This window comes from Pseudomonas sp. PS02302, from assembly GCF_029959585.1.
In the GTDB taxonomy this organism is placed as follows: domain Bacteria; phylum Pseudomonadota; class Gammaproteobacteria; order Pseudomonadales; family Pseudomonadaceae; genus Chryseomonas; species Chryseomonas aestiva.
The window spans coordinates 1-23,133 of record NZ_JASCON010000067.1; the positions used below are offsets into that span (position 1 = coordinate 1).

General features: G+C 67.8%; 16 protein-coding genes and 2 pseudogenes. 8 read left to right on the forward strand and 10 right to left on the reverse strand.

Going from position 1 to position 23,133, the window contains the following annotated elements:
- Window positions 1–144: 144 nt before the first annotated feature.
- Window positions 145–1,374 carry an enterobactin transporter EntS gene (gene entS, locus QMX82_RS19305; RefSeq protein WP_282286610.1) on the reverse strand — a complete coding sequence of 410 codons (1,230 nt, stop codon included), beginning with the start codon at window positions 1,372–1,374 and terminating at the stop codon, window positions 145–147.
- Window positions 1,375–1,500: 126 nt separating this feature from the next.
- On the opposite strand from entS, the gene fepD reads away from it, so the two are divergent.
- Genes fepD through QMX82_RS19320 form a run of 3 tightly spaced genes read left to right on the forward strand, consistent with a single transcriptional unit; the run spans window position 1,501 to window position 4,294 of the window.
- Complete coding sequence (fepD, locus tag QMX82_RS19310) at window positions 1,501–2,496, forward strand: Fe(3+)-siderophore ABC transporter permease (RefSeq protein WP_282286612.1); 996 nt, start codon at window positions 1,501–1,503, stop codon at window positions 2,494–2,496.
- Window positions 2,493–3,491: an iron-enterobactin ABC transporter permease gene (gene fepG / locus QMX82_RS19315; protein WP_282286614.1), complete on the forward strand. Its 999-nt coding sequence runs from the start codon at window positions 2,493–2,495 to the stop codon at window positions 3,489–3,491. Before fepD ends, fepG begins: the two co-directional genes overlap by 4 nt.
- Entirely contained in the window at window positions 3,488–4,294 is an 807-nt protein-coding gene (locus QMX82_RS19320) for an ATP-binding cassette domain-containing protein (RefSeq protein ID WP_208691767.1), read from the forward strand. Before fepG ends, QMX82_RS19320 begins: the two co-directional genes overlap by 4 nt.
- 46 nt (window positions 4,295–4,340) lie before the next feature.
- On the opposite strand, the gene QMX82_RS19325 is transcribed toward QMX82_RS19320, so the two are convergent.
- From QMX82_RS19325 to QMX82_RS19350, 6 genes are all read right to left on the reverse strand, one after another.
- Window positions 4,341–8,279 (reverse strand): enterobactin synthase subunit F, encoded by a 3,939-nt coding sequence (locus QMX82_RS19325; protein ID WP_282286616.1) that lies wholly within the window; start codon window positions 8,277–8,279, stop codon window positions 4,341–4,343.
- Between the two features lie 11 nt (window positions 8,280–8,290).
- Window positions 8,291–8,497, reverse strand: a complete 207-nt coding sequence (locus QMX82_RS19330; protein WP_282286618.1) for an MbtH family protein — start codon at window positions 8,495–8,497, stop codon at window positions 8,291–8,293.
- Window positions 8,498–8,519: 22 nt separating this feature from the next.
- Window positions 8,520–9,770: an enterochelin esterase gene (gene fes / locus QMX82_RS19335; protein WP_282286620.1), complete on the reverse strand. Its 1,251-nt coding sequence runs from the start codon at window positions 9,768–9,770 to the stop codon at window positions 8,520–8,522.
- 83 nt (window positions 9,771–9,853) lie between these two features.
- Window positions 9,854–12,043, reverse strand: coding sequence for a TonB-dependent siderophore receptor (locus tag QMX82_RS19340; RefSeq protein WP_282286622.1), 2,190 nt, complete (start codon window positions 12,041–12,043; stop codon window positions 9,854–9,856).
- A gap of 288 nt (window positions 12,044–12,331) precedes the next feature.
- Entirely contained in the window at window positions 12,332–12,595 is a 264-nt protein-coding gene (locus QMX82_RS19345; protein ID WP_208691772.1) for a hypothetical protein, read from the reverse strand.
- Window positions 12,596–12,908: 313 nt separating this feature from the next.
- Entirely contained in the window at window positions 12,909–13,190 is a 282-nt protein-coding gene (locus QMX82_RS19350; protein ID WP_273805894.1) for a hypothetical protein, read from the reverse strand.
- A gap of 1,111 nt (window positions 13,191–14,301) precedes the next feature.
- On the opposite strand from QMX82_RS19350, the pseudogene QMX82_RS26135 reads away from it, so the two are divergent.
- From QMX82_RS26135 to QMX82_RS19360, 3 genes and pseudogenes are all read left to right on the forward strand, one after another.
- Window positions 14,302–14,697, forward strand: a pseudogene (locus QMX82_RS26135) (HAMP domain-containing protein); the annotation flags it as partial.
- Between the two features lie 102 nt (window positions 14,698–14,799).
- On the forward strand, window positions 14,800–15,555 hold the full coding sequence (locus QMX82_RS26140; RefSeq protein ID WP_410003737.1) for a methyl-accepting chemotaxis protein: 756 nt from the start codon (window positions 14,800–14,802) through the stop codon (window positions 15,553–15,555).
- Window positions 15,556–15,569: 14 nt separating this feature from the next.
- Entirely contained in the window at window positions 15,570–16,520 is a 951-nt protein-coding gene (locus QMX82_RS19360) for a substrate-binding domain-containing protein (protein WP_282286634.1), read from the forward strand.
- An 87-nt stretch (window positions 16,521–16,607) separates the two neighbouring features.
- Here QMX82_RS19360 and QMX82_RS19365 read toward each other — a convergent pair whose 3' ends face one another.
- From QMX82_RS19365 to QMX82_RS19375, 3 genes are all read right to left on the reverse strand, one after another.
- Window positions 16,608–19,682, reverse strand: a complete 3,075-nt coding sequence (locus QMX82_RS19365) for an autotransporter domain-containing protein (protein ID WP_282286636.1) — start codon at window positions 19,680–19,682, stop codon at window positions 16,608–16,610.
- 186 nt (window positions 19,683–19,868) lie between these two features.
- The gene (locus QMX82_RS19370) at window positions 19,869–20,399 is read right to left on the reverse strand and encodes a GNAT family N-acetyltransferase (protein WP_282286638.1); all 531 of its coding nucleotides are present in this window, start codon (window positions 20,397–20,399) and stop codon (window positions 19,869–19,871) included.
- Window positions 20,400–20,452: 53 nt separating this feature from the next.
- Window positions 20,453–20,695 carry a DUF1654 domain-containing protein gene (locus tag QMX82_RS19375; protein WP_282286640.1) on the reverse strand — a complete coding sequence of 81 codons (243 nt, stop codon included), beginning with the start codon at window positions 20,693–20,695 and terminating at the stop codon, window positions 20,453–20,455.
- Between the two features lie 529 nt (window positions 20,696–21,224).
- On the opposite strand from QMX82_RS19375, the pseudogene QMX82_RS26145 reads away from it, so the two are divergent.
- Together QMX82_RS26145 and QMX82_RS26150 are read left to right on the forward strand one after the other, a co-directional pair.
- A pseudogene (locus QMX82_RS26145) lies at window positions 21,225–22,202 on the forward strand (methyl-accepting chemotaxis protein); the annotation flags it as partial.
- Window positions 22,197–23,060 carry a methyl-accepting chemotaxis protein gene (locus QMX82_RS26150; protein WP_410003738.1) on the forward strand — a complete coding sequence of 288 codons (864 nt, stop codon included), beginning with the start codon at window positions 22,197–22,199 and terminating at the stop codon, window positions 23,058–23,060. The pseudogene QMX82_RS26145 and the gene QMX82_RS26150, both read left to right, overlap by 6 nt.
- Window positions 23,061–23,133 lie beyond the last annotated feature (73 nt).

Here is a 23,133-nt window from a genome sequence, read left to right on the forward strand (position 1 = left end):
GCCATGGGCCGCTCCTACAGGTACCGTCTAGCCTGTAGGAGCGGCCCATGGCCGCGATCTGTCTTGTCCATCGCTGATCGCCATGAGCCCCCAGTGGAAAACGCTGCGCGGTTTTCCACGCTACGCCAGGCGCACCGGAGCGGATCAGGTGCCGAGGCTTTCAGCCCTGCGCAGACCTCGGGCCAGCGTCCAGCAGAGGGCGGCCACCCCAGTGGCGACCAGGCCGAAGACGAACGCCGCCTGCGCCGGCAGCATCAGGCTGGCCAGGCCGCCGAATAGCGCCGCGCCAATGGCCTCGCCGCCGATGTTCTGCGCCGTCCACAGCGCATTGATGCGCCCCAGCAGGCGATCCGGCGTCAGGCGCTGGATCAGCGCGTATTGCACCAGGGCATTGAGCGCGCCCAGGTAGCCGAACAGCACCAGGCACAGCGCGGACAGCCAGAAACCGGGCAGCAGCGCGAACACCGCCACCGCCAGAAAGGTCGCCACCGCGGTCATCAGCAGGGTACGCCCCGGGCGTGGCGCCTGGTTCAGTCGGCCACTGGTGAGGGCGCCAATGGCCGCGCCCAGGGGCGCGGCGGCGTAGAGCCAGCCCAGGTGGGCGGTATCCAGCCCCCAACTCTCGCCCAGCGACGGATAGAGCACCCGCACCGCATTGGCCATGGTCACCAGGGCGCCGACCAGGGCAACCGCGCCCAGCAGGCGATTCTCGAACAGGAAGGCGATGCCGCCGCCCAAGGCCTCCCAGGGGGTCTCGCGCGGCTGCTCTGGCGGCGGCAACGGCGGCAGGCGCAGCAGCACCAGCAGGGTGATCAGGGTGCCGCAGGCGGTCAGGCCATAGTTCCAGGCCACGCCGCTCTGGGCGATCAGCAGGGTGCCCAGCGGCGGCGCGACGATGGCCGCCACCCGCACGCTGAGCATGTTCAGGGCACCGGCCTGCACCATGGATTCGCGACCGACCAGGATCGGCGTGACCGCCAGCAGCGCGGTGACGCCGAGGGCGCCAAAGAATCCGTCCCACAGCGCCAGCAGGTAGATGGCGGTCAGCGACGGCTCGGGCAGGCTGGCGTTGACCGCCAGGCCGATGAAGCCCAGGCCGCAGATGGAGCGTGCCGCCAGGATCAGGCGGCGCCGCTCCAGGCGGTCGGCCAGTACCCCGCCGGTGAGCAGGCCGACGAACATGCCGATGCCGGCCATGCTCAGCGCCAGGCCCACCTTGAGCGGCGACTCGGTCAGGGCCTGGACCTGGATGGGGATGGCCACGGCCAGCAGGCCGAGGGACAGCACGGACACCAGGCGGGCGATGAACAGGGTGCGAAAGGCGGTGTGGGACCTGAGCAGGCCGAAGTCGAGCAGGAAGGACGTCTTGGACATGAATCACCGGAAAAACACAGGGGACGCTATCGAGCCGCCGGGGCAAGGCTGTTAGCATGTAATACAGACTATCATGTGTTAATACGCCTTGTTCTCATCCACTCCCCTTCCCGTCGGTCGCCGCGGATGACCGGGCGCCGCCTCTTCATCCTCGGCTGCGCCGCGTTCCTGCTGCTGCTGGTGATGGCTGCCAGCCTGGCGCTCGGCGCCACCGCCATCCCGCTGGCCGACGTCTGGCAGGCACTGGGCCAGGGCTGCAGCGCGCCGACCTGTCTGATCGTGCGCGAGGCGCGGCTGCCGCGGACCCTCGCCGGTCTGCTCGCCGGCGCGGCGCTGGGCGTGGCCGGCACCCTGATGCAGGCGCTGACGCGCAATCCCCTGGCCGACCCGGGCATCCTCGGCGTCAATGCCGGTGCCAGTTTCGCCGTGGTGCTGGGCATCGCCCTGTTCGGTGCCAGCGGTCCCGAGCAGTACCTGGGCTTCGCCTTCGGTGGCGCCCTGCTGGCCAGCCTGGTGGTGCTGCTGGCCGGCGTCGCCGGTGGCGGTGGCTTCAACCCGATGCGCCTGGTGCTGGTCGGGGTGGCCCTGGGCGCCATGCTCGAAGGTGTCAGCTCGGGCATCGCCCTGCTCGATCCCCAGGTCTACGATCAGCTGAGATTCTGGCAATTCGGCTCCCTGGACGTGCGGCAGCTCGACTTGCTGCGCAGCGCCAGCCTGCCGGTGCTGGGGGGCGTGGTCATCGCCCTGCTGCTGGCTCCGTCCCTCAATGCCCTGAGCCTGGGCAGCGATCTGGCCGTGGCCCTCGGCACCCGGGTCCGCCAGACCCAGTTGCTCGGCCTGCTGGCCATCACCCTGCTCTGCGGGGCCGCCGCAGCGGCGGTCGGACCCATCGCCTTCGTCGGCCTGATGGTGCCGCACCTGGGTCGCTGGGCCATCGGCGAAGACCATCGCTGGCTGCTGCCTTTTGTCCTGCTGTTCACTCCCAGTCTACTGCTGACGGCCGATATCGTCGGCCGCCTGCTGGTGACCAACGAGCTGCGGGTGTCGGTGGTGACCGCCTTCCTCGGCGCGCCGCTGCTGATCTGGCTGGCGCGCCGTCAGCGCCAGGGAGGCCGGGCATGAACCGCCCCGGTCGCCTGCGCCTGCCCGGCGTGCTGTTCGCCCTGCTCGGCGGCGCGCTGTTGCTGGCGCTGTTCGCCCTGGGCAGCGGCAGCCTGGCCCTGAGTCCTTCCCAGGTGCTGGCCGCGCTGCTCGGCGAGGCGCCGCGCGGCATCGAACTGGTGGTCACCCAGTGGCGCCTGCCGCGGGTGGCCCTGGCGCTGCTGATCGGCGCCGCCCTGGGCCTCAGCGGCGCGCTGTTCCAGTCGCTGCTGCGCAACCCCCTCGGCAGCCCGGACATCATGGGCTTCAACACCGGCGCCTACAGCGGGGTGCTGGTCGCCCTGGTGCTGTTCCAGGCCAGCATCCTCTGGAGCACCAGCGCCGCCCTCATCGGCGGCCTGCTCAGCGCGGCGCTGGTCTATGCCCTCACCTGGCGGGGCAGCGGCGTGGATACCCTGAGACTCATCATCGTCGGCATCGGCGTGCGCGCCCTGCTGATGGCGCTCAACACCTGGCTGATCGTCCACGCCTCCCTGGAGGCCGCCTTCAGTGCCGGCCTGTGGAGCGCCGGTTCGCTCAATGGCCTGACCTGGGCCAAGGCCTGGCCGGCGGTGGTCTTCATCCTGCTGGCGGGCGCGGCCAGCCTGGCGCTGAGTCGGCGGCTGTTCCTGCTGGAGATGGGCGACGACACCGCCTGCGCCCTGGGCGTGCCGGTGGAGCGCACGCGGCTGTCGCTGCTGGGCCTGGGGGTGGTGCTCACCGCCGCCGGCACCGCAGTGGCCGGGCCGATCTCCTTCATCGCCCTGGCCGCGCCACAGATCGCCCGCCGCCTGACCGGCACCCAGCGCCTGGCGCTGCCCGCCGCCGCTCTCACCGGCGCGGTGCTGCTGCTGGGCGCGGATCTGCTCGCCCAGCGCCTGTTCCTGCCCTATGTCCTGCCGGTCGGCCTGGTCACGGTGAGCCTGGGTGGGCTCTACCTGATCGGCCTGCTCATCTGGGAGTCCCGCCGCTCATGAACGACGCCCCCGCTTCGCGCCTGCACGCCGAGCGCCTGACCCTGGGCTATGGCCGCAAGCTGATCGCCGAGGACCTCTCGCTGACCATCCCCGATGGCGAGCTTACGGTCATCATCGGGCCCAACGGCTGCGGCAAGTCGACCCTGCTGCGCACCCTGAGCCGGCTGCTGGCGCCCAGCCAGGGCCAGGTCTGGCTGGACGGCCAGGCGATCCAGAGCTATCGCACCAAGGAGGTGGCCCGTCGCCTGGGCCTGCTGCCGCAGAGCTCCCAGGCCCCGGGCGACATCTCGGTGCGCGACCTGGTGGCTCGCGGGCGCTATCCGCACCAGACGCTGTTCGGTGGCGTGCGCGCCGACGATGAACGCGCGGTGACCCACGCCATGCAGGCCACCGGTGTCTTCGAGCTGGCCGATCAGGCAGTGGACACCCTCTCCGGTGGCCAGCGCCAGCGGGTATGGATCGCCATGGCCCTGGCCCAGGAAACCCCGCTGCTGCTGCTCGACGAGCCCACCACCTGGCTCGACATCACTCACCAGATCGACCTGCTGGAATTGCTGGAAGACCTCAATCGCCAGCAGGGCCACACCCTGGTGATGGTGCTGCACGACCTCAACCACGCCTGTCGCTACGCCACCCACCTGGTGGCCATGCGCGACGGCAAGGTACTGGCCACCGGCCGCCCGCGCGAGGTGGTCACCCCCGCGCTGATCAAGGCGGTCTACGACCTGGACTGCCTGATCATCGACGACCCGGTGGCCGGGACCCCCATGGTGGTGCCCCTGGCGCGGCGTCCGGCTGTCTAGGGCTTGTCTGAAAAGTCGCCGAGCGCAGGCACTTTTCAGGCAAAGCCTAGAGCGCCTTCAACGCCCGATTCAGCACCGGGCCGATCTGCGCCAGCTGGGCCGGGGCGATGATGTCGACGTGGGCGCAGTCCACCTCGTGGGCCTGCAGGCGGGTGATCCAGGGCGCCCAGGTGGCCTTGACGTCCATTCCCGCCGGCAGGGTGCGGCGGGCGACGAACATCAGCGCCTCGCCGTCGAAACGCGCGCTGCGCGCCGTGGCCAGCAGCCGCACCGAATCGGCGTAGTTGCCCTCGATGGTGGCGAACAGCTCCGCCCCCTCCCCTAGCGCCGGATCGGCCAGACCCTGCTGGGCGGCGAGGAAGGCCTCGCGCTCGCGATTGACCTCGGCCAGCACTTCCGGGTCCAGCTCGCGCTGGCCTTCGCGCTCCTGCCAGTTCTGGGTTTCCGGTGGATAGGTGTCGAGCAGGCCGAGGAAGGCGACCTCTTCCCCTGCCGCCTGCAACCGCGCCGCCAGGCCCTGGGCCAGGGTGCCGCCGAGGGAATAGCCGAGCAGATGATAAGGGCCGTGCGGCTGCACCTCGCGCAGGGTGCGCAGATGGCGCTGGAGGACGGCGTCCAGATCGGCACCCTGGGCCAGGGGACCGTCCGGACGCGGCGACTGGATACCGAGCAGCGACCAGCGCGGATCCAGGTGCCGAGCCAGCACGCTGAATTGCCAGGCGAAACCCGAGGCCGGATGGAAGCAGAACAGCGTCGGGCCGTCGCCCGGGCGCAGCGGCAGCAGGGTCTCGAAGCCGGCCCGCGCCGCGCTGGCCGCGTCTTGCTCCAGCTGCCGCGCCAGGCGGGCGACACTGGAGGCCACCATGATCTGGCCGATGGATACCGGCCGCCGCAGGCGCCGGCGCAGGTTGGCCGCCAGGGTCATGGCCAGCAGCGAATGGCCACCCAGGGCAAAGAAGTCATCGTCCGCACCCACGATGGCGCAACCGAGCACCTCGGAAAAGGCCGCCGCCAGGTCGCTTTCCAACCCCGGCGCCAGGGGACGGCTCGCGGTCCTGGCCGCGCCCTGGGGCGCCGGCAGGGCCTTGCGATCCAGCTTGCCGGTGGCGCCCAGGGGCAAGGCCTCCAGCTCGACCAGCGCCACCGGCACCAGATGCGGCGGCAGGCTTTCGCCCAGCCGCGCCCGCAGGCGCTCCAGGTCCAGCGCGGCACCTGGCTGGGCGATCAGATAACCCACCAGCTGGCGAGCATCGCCGCCGGTGGTAACTGCCGCCTCGCCCAGCACCCGGGCATGGGTGACCGCCTGGGCCACGCCGGGTAGCGCCAGCAGGGCATGATCGATTTCCGCCAGTTCGATGCGCTGCCCCCGGATCTTCACCTGGTCGTCGCTGCGGCCCAGGTATTCGACGACGCCCTCCGGCAGCCAGCGCGCCACGTCGCCGGTGCGATACAGCCGCTCGCCCTGCCCGTCCGGCGCCGCGATGAAGCGCGCGGCGGTCAGCTCGGGACGGCCCAGATAGCCATCGGCCAGCTGCACCCCGCTCAGATAGAGTTCTCCCGCCACACCCGGCGGGACCGGTCGCAGGCGTTCGTCGAGGACGTGCAGCCCGGTGTTCCACACCGGCTTGCCGATGGGCACGCTGCTGCCGGTGACGGCCGCCAGGGCGGCGCCATGGGCCGGATGATAGGAGACGTCGACCGCGGCTTCGGTGGGGCCATAGAGGTTGTGCAGGGGCGCGCCGACACGGCGCTCCCAGGTACGGGCCAGCTCGGTGGGCAGCGCCTCGCCGCTGCAGAACACCTGGCGCAGGCTGGCGCAGCGGGCCACCGCGGCCGGCTCGTCCAGGCTGGCGACGAAGGCCGCCAGCATCGAGGGCACGAAGTGCACCGTGGTCACCCGTTCGCGGGTGAACAATTCCTGCAGCGCCACGGGATCGCGATGGGCCTCGGGCGGCGCCAGGTACAGCCGGGCGCCCACCAGCAGCGGCCAGAAGAATTCCCAGACCGACACATCGAAGCTGCTCGGCGTCTTCTGCAAGACCGTGTCGCCGGTGCCAATGGGATAGCTGTCCTGCATCCACAGCAGGCGATTGACGATGGCGGCATGGCCGACCACCACGCCCTTGGGGCGGCCGGTGGAGCCGGAGGTATAGAGCAGATAGGCCGGATCGCCTGGACGCGGTCCGGCGAACACCGGCTCGTGGTCCAGCTCCTCCAGCGGCGCATCCAGAATCAGCACCCGATCCTCGCCCAGCCCCGGGAAGCGCTCGCGCTGGCTGGCATCGGTCACCAGCACCCGGGGTCGCGCGTCGGCGAGCATCAGCTGCAGGCGCTCGTCGGGATAGCCGCTGTCCAGCGGCAGGTAGGCGGCGCCCAGCTCAAGCGTCGCCAGCAGCGCCAGGGACAGGAACACCGAACGCGGCAGGGCCACCGCGACGATGTCGCCCCGCCCTACCCCGGCATGGCTCAGCCGCTGGGCCAGGGCCAGCACCTGCTGGCGCGTCTCCCGATAGCTGAAGGCACGCTGCAGATCGGCCAGTGCTGGCGCAGCAGGGGTGCGCGCTGCCTGGTCGGCCAGCAGGGTCGCCAGGGTGGTCTCAGGCAGCGGTTGCCTGGTCGCATTGATCTCGGCCAGCCAGGTGCGATCTGCCGGGGCCAGCAGGTCTGCAGCGCCCAGGGCCAGGCCGGGCTGCTCGGCGAATTGCCCGGCCAGCAGGCCAAAGCGCTCCACGTGCCCCTGCAACAGGTCAGTGGCGTAGCGCTCGGCGTTGCCCAGCAGCTTGATATCCAGGGCGCCGCTGGCCTCCAGGTAGAGGGCGATCTCCAGGTCGCGCACCGGCCCCGAGGCCAGTTCGTGGGTGATGCCCGGTACCCCGGCGAAATCCAGGGCGAAATCGAACAGCTTGAGGTTGATGACCGGTCCGGTCAGCGGCTCGGCATCGCCCGGACGGCCAAGATCGCGGGCGATCTGCTCGGCGTCGTAGCGCTGGTGACGGCGCACCTTCTTGAGCTCGGCGGCCAGCGCGGCGGCGAGTTGCGGCAGCGTCTGGGTCGAGTCGGTGCGCACGCCCAGGGGCAGGACGTTGAGCGTCGCGCCTCCGGATTTGAGCGCCACCGAACCCATGCGTCTCATGAAGATGAAGCCGGCGCTGAAGGCCGGCTGGCCACTGAGGCGCGCGAACCAGGTGGCAGCCAGGGCCACGGCCAGATCGGCTGCCGTCACCCCTTGAGCCCTGCCCTGCTCGGCGAGCCTGGTGAAGACCGCGGCGGGCACCCGCGCACGGGCTTCCACCACGCGTGGGGTCGGCACCTGCCCCGCCAGACTACCCGGCGCCAGGGACGCCGCCGGCGGCAAGGCCGCGCCACGCTCGCGCCAGAAGGCTTCGTCGCGCTCGCGCACGGCCGACTGCTTATAGTCCTGATATTCGCGCACCACCTCGGCAAAGGACACGAAAGGCGAAGGCTCACTCGTCTCGCCACGCATCGCGGCGCTGTACAGGGCCGCTACCCGCTTGGCCAGGGCGGCGAAGCCATAGCCATCGATCAGCAAATGGTGATAGCGCTGGTACCAGAACAGGTGATCGTCGCCCAGCTGGTAGATCCGGTTGAGCCACAGCGGACCGCCACTGGTGGCCCGCAGGTCGCCGTCGAGATCGGTGCGGATGGCCGCGCGCGCTACGCCTTCCGGATCGGCTGCCCCACGCAGGTCCAGCCACTCGGGCGCAGGGATGGCCATGGCGCTGTCGATCCACTGCACCAGCTCGCCCTCGCGCTCGGCAAACGTCAGTTGCAGGCTGTCCAGTTCCCCCAGGCCCTGGACGATGGCCGCCCTCAGCGCCTGGGCGTCGATCGGCGCGCGCAGCTCGACCAGATGGGCCACGGCGAAGGCGTTGGCATGGGGCGACAGCTGGTCGGCCAGCCAGATACCGGGCTGGGCAGCGACCAGCGGCAACTCGGGAAAGCGAGAACGGGGCGTGGAAGACACAGGAACTCCAGTCAGGAAGGCAGGGAGGCAACCGGGCGGATATCGCGCCAGTGGCTGGCGAGCCAGTCGTCGCAGGCCAGGCGCGGCGCCGGCCCGAACACCGGTTCCCAACCGGTGGGCACGGCCATGGCCTCTGGCCAGAGGCTGCATTGGCCGCGGGCATTGCGCAGGATCAACAGCACCTGGGCGGGATCGTCGAAGGGATTGAGGGCGTCCATCGGAGCTCCTGGAAAAGGGGAATTAGCGAGGGGCGTTGGCGAGCAGGGGTCGCCAGAGGCGGACCAGGCCATCGAGCAGCCCGCCGCGCCACCAGAGGGCATCATGGCCCCCGTCGATCTCGCGGTAGTCGAGGTCGTGACCCTGCTCGCGCAGGCGTGGGACCAGGGCGCGGGAGGCTTCGAGGATGGCCGGCTCGCGCAGCCCGGCCTCGATGAACAGCCGTAAGGGGTGCGTGCTCCCCTGCCCGCTCGCCAGTGCCTCGAACAGCCGTCCCGGCGCGCCGCGCTGCGGCCACCAGAAGGAACCGGACTGGCTCAGGGCGCAGCCGAAGCGCTCCGGCCAGTGCAGCGCGGCATAGAGCGCCGCCAGTCCGCCGAAGCTCTGCCCGGCGACGACCGTCGAGGACGGTGACTGCGCATGGGGCGCCCAGTCGCGCACCTGCGGCAGCAGCTCTTCCTGCACCGCCAGCCAGAATTCGGGATTGCAGGGCAACTCGCTGCCACGCAGGGCGCGGTCGCTGTTGTCGATCAGCAGATAGACCGCCTCCGGCAGTTGCCCGGCAGCGGTTAGCTGCTGCAGCGGCGCGCCGATGGGCATCGTCTGCGCCCAGAACTGTCCATCCAGCAGGATGGCCAGCGGCCGTTCCAACGGGGTGGTATTACCGGTGGCAGAGACCCATACCGGGCGGCTATTACCCAGCCGAGCACTCGTCCATTGGTACTGCTGCAGACTCGGCCAGGCCGCTGGCGCCAGGCTGCGGTCGATATCAAAGGCCGCCCAGGCCGGCTGCGCCGGCGCCTCCGGCAGGTGCACGCCCGACACCGCCAGCCCGCGCCCACCCTGCCAGGCGCGCCGGGGGTTGAGCGGGTCGGCCTGGGCCAGGGGAAAGACGCTGCGCCACCAGAGGCGGATACGCTGGAGATCGGGGTGGGCCTGGCCTTCGAACGGTGCCGGTTCCCCGCCGGGGATCAGGCAGTAGCTGCCGCGCCAGCCGCCCTCCAGCTCGGTCTCCCAGGCCCAGACATCGCTGCCTGGCAGGCGCTGCAGGCTCTGCGGCAGGCCTGGTTGATGATGGTCGGTGACCCCGGTGATATTGAGCCAGACCCGCCGGGTACGGGAGCGCTCGGCCAAGCCCTCGGGATCGCGCCAGACAAAGGTCAGGCGATAGCGCCCGGCCACGGTAGGTTCGATCAGCGGCGTGCCGCGACAGGCCACGGCCTGCCACCAGGGCTCGCTGCCGACATCGTCCCGCTGGAAGAGTGAATCTTTCATCGCATCTCGGTACATCGTGGAAGAGATCGTCACGGCGTGCAGCGCCTTGGCCGACCTGAGCCTGACCCAGGTCGGCCTGAACCTCAGAAGTCGTAACGCGCCCCGACCATCACGCTGCGCGAGGGGCCCTGGAAGTTGAAGGTGGAAACCGAACCTACGCGCGACCAGTATTCCTTGTCGAGGAGGTTGTTCACGTCCAGGGTCGCGGTGAGTTGCTGGGTGACCGGATAGGAGAACTTGGCATCCACCGTGGCATAGCCGGGGGCGGAGACGGTGACCCCGGAGGTCTGGTTGGTCTGGGAGAAATCGCTCATGGCGGTCACCCCGCCGCCGATGCTCAGCCCGGTCAGCGGACCACCCGCCAGGGTGTACTTGGTCCACAGCGAGGCCATGTGCTTGGGCATGGCTTCGAACAGGGTGTTGCCATCGCCGCTGAGATTCTGGGTATCCATGTAGGTGTAGCCGGCGAGCATCTCCCACTGTTCGGTGAGCTTGCCGCTGACCTCGATCTCGGCCCCCTTCACCCGGGTCTTGCCGGACGCTTCGGAATACCCGTTGATCGCCACGCCATTGGCGTCGAATGGTGTAGAGGCCCGATTCTCGTCGGTCAGCTGGAAGATCGACAGGCGTGCATTCATGTCGCCATTGAAGTAGCTGCCCTTGATGCCGACTTCGTACTGGTCACCCTCGCGCGGATCGATGGCCTTGCCCTGGGCATCCAGCTCGCTCTGCGGCTTGTACACCTTGGAATAACTGGCATAGAGGGAATGGTAGTCGTCTAGGTCGTAGACGGTACCCAGATAGGGAGTGACGAAACCGCTGTGCTTCTGGCTCTCCCCCGCCTCGGCACCGCTGGCCAGGGTGGTGGTGTAGGCATCGCCCTTGTACCAGGAAACACGGGCGCCACCGATCAGCGCCAGGCGCTCGATGGGGCGGAAGGTGACCTTGGAATAGAGGCCGAATTCGCGATCCTCGCTGCTGAAGTCGGTCTGGTAGGTACGGGCCGGCCTGGCGAAGCGGGTCGGCGAATAGCTGTTCACATTGACCGTACCCAGGACGCTGTTGCCGTTCTGGTAATCGGTGTCGTAGTGCTTGTAGTCGGTACCCACGACGAATTCGCTGACCTGACCCAGCGCCTCGAATGGCTGGCTGTAGCTGGCGTCGAGGGAATAGGCGTCCTGCTCGAAGTCCCGGGTGCTGGCACGAATGCTGGTGTTGCCGTTGGCCTGCACCGCCCCGCCGGTGAAGGCATAGAGGTAATCCGCCTCCCGGTGCGACGCCCGCGCGGCGATGCGCCCATAGCCGCCGTTATCGAATCTGTGGGTCAGCTCGAAGATGCCGTCGGTGGTCTTGCCGTCGAAGTAGTTCCAGTCCGCGCCCAGGAAGCGCGACTGGCTGAAGTCCAGCAGATTGCCCTGGCTATCGGTGGGATAGCCGTTGTGCGGGGTGAGGTTCTTGACCTGATGGATCAGGCCGAAGGAGATCTGGGTGGCGTCGGACAGGTCGATGTCCAGATCGCCGTAGTAGCTCTGGTCGGTGTTGGCGTTGTAGTCCACTTCGCCATTGGTGTCGGCGCGGGAGGCGACGAAGCGACCGCGGACATTCTTGCTCTCGGTGAGCGGACCGGCCAGGTCGATCTCCTGGTAGTTGGTGTCCCAGGAACCGTAGCGCCCGGTGATGTGACCCTGGAACTCGTCCGTGCCGCGCTTGCGCACCATGTTGACGATGCCGCCCAGCTCGCTAGTGCTGTTGAACAGCCCGGAGGGCCCGCGCATGATCTCGACCCGATCGAAGGGCGAGAGGATGGGTACGGTGCCGAAGATGCTGGTCATGGGCGCCGGCAGGCCGTCGATGTTGTATTCGTCGTATTCGTAGCCGCGCGAATAGATGGAGGAACGCCCACTGTCGTTGGTCAGCACTCGCAGGCCGGCGGTGGACTTGGCCAACTCGTCCAGGGTGTTGAAGTTGCGGTCCTTGATGTAGTCGCTGGTGTAGGAGGTGATCGACTGGGGAATATCACGCAGGGCGGCCGGCGTCTTGGTCCCCACGGTCGCCGAATCCACGGTATAGCCGCCGGTCTGTTCCGAGGGCGCCATGTCGTAGAGGCGGTTGCCTTCGATGGTCAGGGTGTCCAGTTCCGTGGCGTTCTGCTCGGCCACCGTGGCGGCCAGGGCCGTCAACGGAAAGGGAATCAGCGCGCCGATCAGGAGCAGCTGACGGAGAGCCCCGCGGTGAAGGCGGACGGGCTGGCAGAGGGTTCCTTGGGTGTTCATGGTGATCCTTGTGACCGTGGCGTTGCAGCCGACGCCGTGCACTTGAAGGCTGCTCTTCGCGGTATCCCGCGAGGGCCAGCACTTTAAATGATAAAAACTCTCATTATCAAATGTTACGTTAAGCAATAGCTGTTCGCATTGCGAATGCCAGGTAGCCGTGATCCACGCCCAGAGGTCAGGACGGCATCAGGAAGGAATGCAGGAAAGAGGCATCACCGGGCCGAAAAGGTCCGGTCATAGGATCGGGCTGATCCTGAGCGGGCCGCGCAGTGAGAAGCCTGGCGGTAGTTAGAGGCCGGAGACCGCCGGGGTCTTGGCTGCCACCTGGCCGATCACCGGGCTGGGCAGCCGGCAGACGATTTCGCCGATGGCGTTCATTCGCGCCAGGCCACCGTCACCCTTGCAGGCTTGATAGTCGGCGAGGTGCTCGGAAGGCGAGTTGCGCAGGCCCTGATCGACAGCGATCACCAGCGCGATGACGCCCAGGCCCAGAGCGACGATTTCGAGCGTGCTGCGGGCACGATACCAGTGGATCGGTCGCGAAAGGCTCATGGCGGCTCCGGAGGCTGGACGAATGATGGCGAAGTGGCTCCTACTCTAATCGTCCTGGCCCGGATGTAAACAGCCGTTGCTCGCCTCGACGATGGCTGTCGTCGGCAAGCCTAGGCCCGTTCACCGCGCCGCCGATCAGCGCCTTGCCCTGCCCCTCGTCCTCCCGCTCTCCGGATGTTCCGCCAACGAGAGCGTCACGACCTGATTTCGCTGGACAGCAAAGCAGGCGCCAAGCCCTCTTGCGGCAGGCCCTGCCTCTCGCATCGCCCCCTCGGCGGCCGGTCCTAAACCGACAGCCGACCGGGGTCGGGACTCAGGGATTTTCCTTGCTGGGCGTCTTGATATAGCCGGGCACGGCGGAATCGGGAGGCGTGTTGCGCCCTTCGGTGGCTGCGGCTTCATTGGCCTGGGCCCGGTCTTCCTGCGCCTTGGCCTGCTCCTTGGAGGCGCGCTCGACCTTGCCTTCGGCCGCCTTCTCCTGGGCCTTCTGGCTATGGGTCTGAGCGTCCTGGGCGTGGTCTTCGGAGGTCTTGTCGCACGCCGTCAGGGTTGCGGCGGTAGCCAGTACGAGGGAGCACAGCAGAGCTTTGGACATCGGGTATTCCTGAGAAAAGAGACCTTTCAGGGACCTGGCTGAGCCCGGATTGGTTTCTGGCCGCGCACTCCAGCATCGCAACCTGAGGTGTCCGTCGCACGGTGGCGCTATGCGAGCCCCGACCCGTGCCTGGCCGTCAGGGGATGCGGCTGCCCGTCAAGGACGCGAAACGGCGCGCCAGGCTCTGGCGCGAGCGCTGGCGGGTGTCGACGACAGCTGATCGCCCGGCGCAGGCCGCACGTCCGCAGACCCTGCGGAAAGGTCAGGGGATAAGACTAGGCTGCGGGGATGTTGGCCATGGACAGGCATCGAGACGCACGATGACACCTGCCGCCAATGGCCTCCTGCCTCTACACCGATAACAAAGCAGGGAACAACCATGACGCTTCTCCAACGAGTAGTCGGCGGTATCGCTCTTCTGGTGCTGCTGCTGCTGGGTATCGTCGCCATAAGCTTCACCAGTACCCAGTCCATCCATGAGCGGCTGGCGGTCATCACCGAGCAATCCGCGCCGCTCGGCCAGGCCGTCGGCGAAATCAACGTGCAGCTGCTAGGCGCCAACCAGACCCTGCTCAGTCTGCTGGCCGAGACCGATTCCGCGCCGATCGCCACGCACGAGCAGCAATTCCAGCAGCAGTTCGCCGACTACCTGCAGCTGCACCAGCGCTTGCCGGCGCTGTTGCGCGGCCACGACCCGCTGATCCAGGCGCTCGCTCAGGAGCAGAAGCTGGGCAACGCCTATGGCGACCAGGCGAAAATCCTCATCGACAGCTATCGCCAGCTGGTCGAGGTGCGCCGTGCCACCCGGACCCTGCAGGGCTATGCCACGCCGGAGGCCAATCGACTGTCCAGCTACCTGCAGGCCTACAGTGCGCAACAGAAGGCGGAAGGCGCCAGCGCGGCGGTCCGCGCCGCCCAGATGCTGCTGATCGAGACGGACAAGACCTATGCCGCCTTCGCCGCTCAGGCGGCCCGCCTGGATCTGCCAGGTCTGGCGGTGACGCTCAACCAGCAGCAGGATGTCATCACCGACCGGCTGCGCGCCCTGGCCGCCATCGACGAGCGCAGCGCGCGCATCGTGGGGGTGATGGTCACCCGGCTGCTGCACGAGATGACCGCGCCCGATGGCCTGCGCCAGGCCTATGAGCGGCAGGCCGCGGCCGAGGCCCAGTTCGACGCCCAGCGCCAGCGCACCGGCTCTGCCCTGCAGGCGACCCTGGATGCGCTGCGCACCCTCAGCGCCGGTGCCGTCGCCGTGGCGCAACAAGCCAAGAGCGATACCGATGCCAGCGTGGCCACCAGCCGCCAGGTCCTGGCCATCGTTGCCCTGCTGGCGATCTGCGCCGCCGTGATCATCGGCCTGTGGGTCGCCCGCGGCCTGCGGCGACCACTGCAGGCATTCCGCGACTCGCTGCGCCAGGTCACGGCCGGCGATCTGCGGGTCCAGTTCGACGTGCGCCGCAAGGACGAATTCAGCGAACTGGGCGGCTATCTCAACGAGTTGATCCGTTCGTTGCAGACCACGGTGCAGACCCTCACCCAGTCGGCCGACGACCTCCGGCGTACCGCCCAGGCCAATGCCGACATCAGTGCCAGTACCACCCGCGCCGTGGAGGAGCAGAGCGAGCGGCTCGGCTCCGCCGCCTCGGCGATGACCCAGATGGAAAGCACCGTGGCCGAGGTGGCCCAGCGCGCCATCGACACCAAGGATGCAGTCGACCACACCTTCGAACTGAGCACGGCGACCGGCACCACCGTCGCCGAGACGATCGACAGCATCCAGCGCCAGGCGCGGCAGATCCAGGTCGCCGCCCAGGCCACCGATGAATTGCAGGGCTATGGCCAGAGCATCGACGGCATCGTCGACGCCATCCGCAATATCGCCGAGCAGACCAATCTGCTCGCCCTCAACGCCGCCATCGAAGCCGCTCGCGCCGGTGAGCAGGGTCGCGGCTTCGCCGTGGTCGCCGACGAGGTACGTTCCCTCGCCAGTCGTACCCAGGCCTCCACCAGCGAGATCCAGCAGCAGATCGAACAGATGCAGCAGAAGATCCATTCGGTGGTGGAAATCATGGGGGTGAGCCGTGCCCAGTCCGGCGAGTGCGTGCAACTCGCCTCCTCCGCCCGGGAAGCCCTGCAGAGCATGAGCCAGGCGGTCGGCACCATCCGCGAGATGAATACCCAGATCGCCGCCGCCACCGAAGAGCAGAGCGCCACCGTGCAGGAAACCAGCCGCATGATGGTGCAGATCAACGATGCCGCGCTCAGGGCTGCAGAAGGTGCCGACAGCGCCGCGCAGAGCAGCGAGGACCTCTCGCTCATGGCCAGCCGGCAGCGCGAGCTGCTGCAACGTTTCAGTGTCTGACCGGGGACCGACTCATGTTCAAGCCAAAGCTTCGCCTTCTCGCCGGTCTCGTGCTGGCCGCCACCTGCATCAACCTGGCCCAGGCCAGCGCCCCGCTGATCGGCCTGGCCCAGGCCAGCGCCCCGCTGATCGGCGTCCTGACCTCCAAGCGCGACAATTTCCGCACCCTGCTGATCAACAATGTCGAGGAACGCGCCCATACCCTGGACGCCGACCTCTTCCTGGAAAACGCCAACAGTGACAGCGCCCTGCAGTTGCGCCAGTACCGCAACCTGATCGCGGCCCATGTCGATGCGGTCATCGTCAACCTCATCGACGACAGCCATACCCAGGAGATGCTGTCCCTGGCGATGAGCAGCAAGGTGCCGCTGGTGTTCATCAACTATCGTCCCAGTGTCTCTCCCCTGCCCGCCTATGCCGGCTTCGTCGGCTCGGACGAGGTGGAAGCCGCGACGATGCAGATGGAGGAGCTGGCTCGCCGTGCCGGCTACAAGGGCAAGGTGGCCATCCTGATGGGCGAACCGGCCCACCCGGCGACCAAGTTGCGCACCGAAAGCGTCGAGAAGGTCGTCGCCAAGTACCCCGACATGCAGGTGGTGATGAAGGCCTCGGCCAACTGGCAGCGCAGTGAGGCGACCGAACGCGTCCTGCAGTGGGTCGACAAGGGCGTCGCCTTCGATATCGTCGCCGCCAACAACGACGAGATGGCCATCGGCGCGATCCGCGGTCTGGAAAAGGCCGGCAAGCCGCTGGCGAAATACCTGGTGGGCGGCATCGACGGCACCCCTGACGGGCTGCAGGAGATGCGCGAGGGCAAGCTGGCGGTCAGCGTGCTGCAGGACGCCAAGGGCCAGGGCCAGGGCGCGGTGGACATGGCCCTGCGGCTGGCCAACGGCTCCACCAGCAGCAATCTCACCCGGGTCCCCTTCCAGCTGATCACGCCGGACAATCTGGCGTCCTTCTAACCCTCACGGCAGGCAGGCTGCCCGTTTCCGGCAGCCGCCCTGCCCGGGCCAGGCGCCCTGCCCTTCCGGACCGTCAGACGCCTTTCCTCAGAAGCGCCAGCTGAGTCGGGCGTTGAGGTCCTGGTCCTTGGTATGGCTGCTCAGCTGGCCGTCATAGCCCAATCCCAGCGACACCGTCTCGCTCAGCGCCAGGTCCAGGGCGCCGCGCACCACCGCCGCGTCCCGCGCAATGGGTGCCCCCACCAGCTTGAAGTCCGGGCCACCGGCAAAGGCCGATTCATGCTCGGGGGTGGTGTCGCCAAAGGCATGGCGCCAGCCCAGGGTTGCGCTCGGCACCACCTTCAGCCCACCGAGTGGCTTGGCCGCCAGGCGCAGGCCCAGGGTGCTGAAGGTCGCATCGGTGGTCTGCCGCCGACTGTCCAGCTCCAGCGCGCCGCTGCGCTCGCGAAAGGCATCGGTCTGCAGATGCACCTGGGCCAGATTGGCGAAGGGCTCCAGACTCAGGCCGCCCTGCTCGATCCGATAGGCCAGTTCGCCGAAGGCCTGGCTGGTAGCGGCATCGTAGTCCGGCGCCAGGCGCTGGTCGTTACCGAGGATCGCCAGGTTGCGCCGCGCCTCCACCGAGTGCCAACTGTGGGCCAGGCCCAGCTTGAGGCTCAGGGCGTCCCACTGCTGGCCGGCATAGAGACCCAGGTGGTAGTCGGTGCTGTCCGCCGAGCCGGATTCGCCGCGCAGGTCGAGATCGGTGTGACCGAAGCCCACCAGCCCGCCGACGCGCCAACCGCTGTCCAGGGGTACGTCGCTGCCGATCAGCAGGCCACGGCTGTGGCTGTCCAGGCTGCTGGCGTCGTGACTGCCGTCATTGCGACCCCAGGCGCCAAGGGCCTGGGTCCAGACCAGCCCGCGCTCGCGACTGCCGGCCAGCCCCTGGATGCCGGAGCTGGACGGCAGCTCGTCCTGGGCGTCGCTCAGGCGATCGCTCATGGCGTTGCGCACCAGCCGGCTGTTTTCCACCAGTACGGTCTTGGTCGAGGCGTGCAGCTCGTTGCCCAGGCTCTGGAAGGTGCTCCGGGCGCCGGCGGCGTTGGTCGCGGCCACCTGATTCCACACGGCATTGCCGGCACCGGCGTTATCCAGGCCCGTTGCGGCGGCGCGGGCGTTGCGGCCCTCGGCCAGCTCGGCGAAGGCCACGCCATTGCGCGCCAGGCTCAGGGTCGCCTGGTTGGCGCCATAGCTCAGGGTCGGGGTGAGGAAGGCGAAGTCGGACTGGATCTGGCCGAAGCGGCCGCTCAGGCCATTGCCCGCGCTCAGCAGCTGATAGCTGCCCAGCGGCTGCCAGGAAGGGCTGGAAACCAGCGCCAGGGTGGCGCCGTCGACGGTGATGCTGCCACTGGCCACCAGGCGATCGGCGCGACCGCTGGCATCGGTCTCGACCTGATAGATCGAGCCCTGGTCGAGGACGGCGTTGCCGTTGACGTTGAGTTGCCCCACCGAGTTGCCGGGCGCGAGGATACCGCCCTCGGCCACGCGCAGGCTGGCGAGACTGCCGGTGCCGCCAAGGGTGGCGCCGGTGTTGACCGTGACCGCCGAATTACCGAGGTTGCCATTGATGGCCAGGCGACCCTGGTTGACGCCGGTGGTACCGGAAAAGTCGCTGTTGCCGGTCAGGCTCAGGGAGCCGCTCCCGGTCTTCACCAGGCTGCCGCTGCCGTGCAAATTGTTGGCCAGGCTGCTGTTGACCGACTGATCCAGCACCAGGGTGGCATTGTCGGTGATGTCGCCGCTGCCGAAGGCCTGGGCATGGCCACGCAGGGTGCCGCCATTGATCACCGTCCCGCCGCTGTAGGTGTTGAAGCCGCTGAGGGTGAGTTCGCCGCTGCCATTCTTGGTCAGGCTGCCGCTGCCAGCGATGTTGTTGCGCCAGGCGTCGCGGGCGTTGAAGCCACCCTGGTTGGCATCCATGTTGACGCTGACGTTGCCGGTGAAGGCCGCGTAGCCGTCGGCTGCGGCCATCAGGTTGAGGCGGCCGTAGCCGTTGGATTCGTCGATGACCACATAGCCGGAAGACAGCTCGGTGCTGGCCAGGATGTCGCGGCGCTGACTGGCGGTGAGATAGGGAAAGCGCGTCTCCAGCAGCACCTCGGCGTTGACCGGCACCACCGGCGCCAGGTTGGTCGGACCGACGGGAGCGAAGCCGTAGGTCATGCGGGCGGTGTACAGCGCCTTGTCCTGGGCGTGCTGGGACTGCTGGTCGGTGGCCGGATCGATCCGGTCCACGCAGGTGTTGATGTCGCCGCCGCACTGCTGGGCGAAGTAGGCCTGGGCCTGGGCGAAGGCATCGCTGCGCAGCTGGGCGTTGTTGACCAGGTTATCGATGGCGAAATAGGTGGCGGTGATGCGGCCACCGATCACGTCCAGCGGCGAGTGCATGCCGGCGACGATGCGGTTGTTGCCCAGCTCCGAGGCGCGGAAGAGTTCTTCACCCAGGCGCTGGGGTACGGCGTAGCCGAAGCCCATGGCCGCCAGGTAGGCCGCGTTGGTATGGCCGCTGGGAAAGCCGCCGTCGCTCTGCGGCGTGGTGCTGAGCGCCGGGCGCAACGACAGCGGCACGATGTCCACGCTGGCCTGCCGCCAGGGCCGCTGATACTGGTAGGCGTTCTTCGCCGGGGTGGTGGAGGCATCGTTGCGGATCGCCTGGACCAGTTGCACCACCTTGCCCAGTTGCGCGTTGGCATCGCCGGCACCGTTGCCGTTGTCGTTGTACTTGGTGGTCTGGGTGGAGGCGTCGAACACCGGGATGGTGGTGAAGGCGCCGGAGCCGGCCAGGTAGCCATTGGCCAGGGAGCCCAGGCCGCTGATCAGGCTGTAGCTCTGGTCGCGGCGGTCGTCGTAGTAGGCCGCTATCTCCTGGGCCTGGGTGCGGGTCTTCGCGAGGTCGACCACGAACTGGATATTGCGCTGCAGGATGGGTGCCCCGAAGTCGGTGGGCGTGCCAGTGTTCCAGGTGGCGCCGGGGGTCCAGAGCCTGTTGTAGCCTGACAGCAGGTCGACGCCATTGATGGCGTTGTTGCCCGAACGGCTGGCCGCCTGCACCGAAAGCGCCAACAGCGAGGCCGCAAACACGACCGTCAACACCGCGGGTTTGTTACCTGAACGTTTCACCAGCTCTTCTCCTTGGCCCTGTGGATACAACTTGTTACAAGCTGTCTTGGGGCGGCGAGCCTAGAGCGGTGATGTGACGGTGTGGCGGCGATTTGGAGGCAGTTTCACGACATCCCATGACCCTCGGGACCGCGATCTGGCGCCCGGCCGGGAAAGGATCGCGGTGTGGTGGATGGCAGGGACGCGCTAGCCGCGGCGCAACCTGTCCAGATCACACCAGAGGTGCAGCTTGGTGAGCAAGCTATCCCCCACGGCGATTGCCTGCGGCTCGCTGCCGAAGAGGTTGAAGCCCGCCTGCCGGTACAGCGCCAGCGCGGCATCATTACCCTCGGTCACCGTAAGCTGAACGACCCTGAGCCTGGGCAGCCCCTGCGCATGGGTCAGGAGTTCGTCCAGCAGGCCCTTGGCAATTCCCAGACCCCGGTGGCGATCAGGGACGTACAGCCCGAACAGGGTCGCCTTGTGCCGGACCTTTTCCCGCGTCCCGATGCCAAGGCCGACAACGCCCAGCAGCTCCGCGCCCCAGGTTGCGCCCCAGACGAGCTCTTGCGCCTGGTCATCCTCTTGCAGCCGACGCTCCCACCAGTCGAGCGGCAGCGCCGCTCGCTCCTCGGGGCTGGAGGTGAAGGCTTCCGGATGTCGGGCATAGGCGTCCAGCATCAGTTGCCGGTAGACGGGGGCCCAGGTAGGCCCCAGGCGCTGGATATTCATGGTCAACCTCCTCTTTCCGTAACCAGCCGCTGACGAAGCCAGCGCTGTGCCATGACCGCTCAGAAATCGTCGTAGCTGACCTTCCAGAACAGATCGATGCTGCCGTCATCGCGATGGGCCACGATCAGCCCTTCGGTCTCGCCAAAGGCTTCCAGCAGCCTTTCCCAGTCCTCGCCGCTCGCTTCCAGGCGTTCCACATGCACGTGCTTGTCGATGACCCCGCGCGCGTTGTTCACCAGCCGCGACACCCGCATCGTCAAGCGATCATAGGAGGTCAGCTGGGATGGCTGGCTCTGGGCCATGAGCACAGGCTCCATAACTGTTCTTTTATACAGTAGTTCTCGACCGAGGCGATTGCCAAGTTATCAGCCTTCTCGATCCGCCAGCGGCACTCGGAAGTCTACGTCGGAGGACCCTTTTCGCCCTGCGTCGGCTCGAGAGGAAATCCAGGCTGCCCATGATGGCGACGCGCCGTCCGTCCAGGAATAGCCACCAGCCATCTCTGGAAAAGGTGTGACGTGGATCACTTTCCCATGGCTATGGTCAGACCATCCACAACGCTGGGGGGCTCTCGATGAACGCTCCACCTCCCGCCGGGCTTCCGCCCGTTATCGGCGAGCAGCGTAGGACGGCACCTCCATGGCGTCAGGTATTCAGAGCCCGTCCAAGGGCATAAAGCTATCGCGATAACAAATCACTGTGAATCCGGCTGAGGTGCTTCCACCCGGCCCTTCTCTCCAGGTAGTCCACATGCAGCACAATGGCTGGAATTTCCTCAGCAACATCAGCGTCCGGGCCAAGCTGGCCCTCGGCTTCTCCCTGCTCATCGGCATGATCCTGCTGGTGGCCTACACCGGATGGCAGGCTACCGACGCTCTGCGCGATCGGAGCGAAAGAATCGGTGACATCTCCGGATTCAGCACCCTGGCGCGCGATATGCGCATTGAGCGACTCGTCTACATCGTCAAGGCGGACGATGCCCAGGCGGCCAAATGGCTGGCCGCGCTCGACAAGCTCGAAGCCCAGTTGCAGAGCATCATCCCCAACTTCAACTCGAAGGCCAACGAGGCCTTGCTGGGTGAAGCCCAGGCCGCACTCAAGCGCTATCGGGACTTCTACACCCAGGTGGTGACCGCCACACGGGAGCGTGCGACCGTCCAGCAGGCGGCGACCGCCACGGCGGAAGCGGCCAACACCTATCTACTGGCCCTGGCCACGGCGGCCAATGCCCAGGAAGGGCGAGTCGAAGACCGTCAGCAGGTAGCAGCCCTCTTCATCGACCTGCAGCGGATGCGCATTGCCCTGCGTAGCTATGCCACCACGCCCACCAAGGACAACGAGGCCGCTGCCCATGGCGCCCTGGACGGTATCCAGGCAAAGGTCAAACAACTCGCTACGACCAGCACCCTGCCGACCGAGGCGTTGCAGAAGCTTGGCAGCGAACTCGTCGGCTACCAGCAGCGCCTGCAACAGCTGATCACCACCCAGGCCCAGGTGGACCAGGGTCAGGCCGGTATCACTACCACCATCACCACGCTGCTGTCGGTCGCCGACAAGCTCACCGCGATCCAGAAGGAATTCCAGCTGACGGATGTGAGCGGTGCACGCCAGCTGCTGCTGGTATGGCTGACCATCGCGATCGCTCTGGGCCTCCTGGGCGCCTGGCTGATCACCCGCTCCATCGTCCGCCCGCTGAAGGACACCGTCCTCCTGGCGCAGACGGTCGCCAACGGCGACTTCACCCGTCAGCTGGAGGTGACCCGCAAGGATGAACTGGGCGCGCTGCAGATCAGCATGCAGCAGATGACCACCAACCTCCGCGGACTCATCGGCGAAGTGAAGGATGGCGTCGTCCAGGTCGCCAGTGCCGCCGAGCAGCTGTCGGCAGTGACCGAGCAGACCAGTGCCGGGGTGCAATCCCAGAAGGTCGAGACCGATCAGATCGCCACCGCGATGCAGGAAATGACGGCGACCACGCACGAAGTGGCGCGCAACGCCGGGGCCGCCGCGCGCTCGGCGCTGGAGGCCAGTCAGCAGGCCCAGCAGGGAGACCAGGCCGTCAACAAGGCCGTCGCCCAGATCGAACTGCTGGCCGGCGAAATGGCGTCGACCAAGATCGCCATGGCCGCCCTGCGCGATCATGCCGACAGCATCGGTGGCGTGCTCGACGTGATCAAGGCGGTTTCCGAGCAGACCAATCTGCTGGCGCTCAATGCCGCCATCGAAGCCGCCCGCGCCGGCGAGGCGGGACGCGGCTTCGCCGTGGTCGCCGACGAGGTCCGCGGCCTGGCGCAGCGCACCCGCTCCTCGACGGACGAGATCGCCCAGCTCATCACCGGTCTGCACCAGAGCACCGACCGCATGGCGGCGGTGCTCGATCATAACGTGCAGTTGACCGACAGCAGCGTCGGCCTGTCGCGCGAAGCGGGCGAGCTGCTCAAGCGCATCACCCGCTCGGTCAAGGACATCGAGTCGATGAACGAGCAGATCGCCTGCGCCGCGGAGCAGCAGGGCACGGCGGGTGAAGAAATCAGCCGCAGCGTGACCAACGTTCGCGACATCTCCGAGCAGACCGCGGCCGCCAGCGAGGAGACCGCCTCCTCGAGCACGGAGCTGGCGCGCATCGGTGTCCGGCTGCAGGAAATGACCCGCCGCTTCCAGGTCTGACAACAGCCCGAGCCCCTGCCGCAGCAGCCTGCGGCAGGGGCGCGCACCGTCAGGTTCTCCAACTCAACCGCCG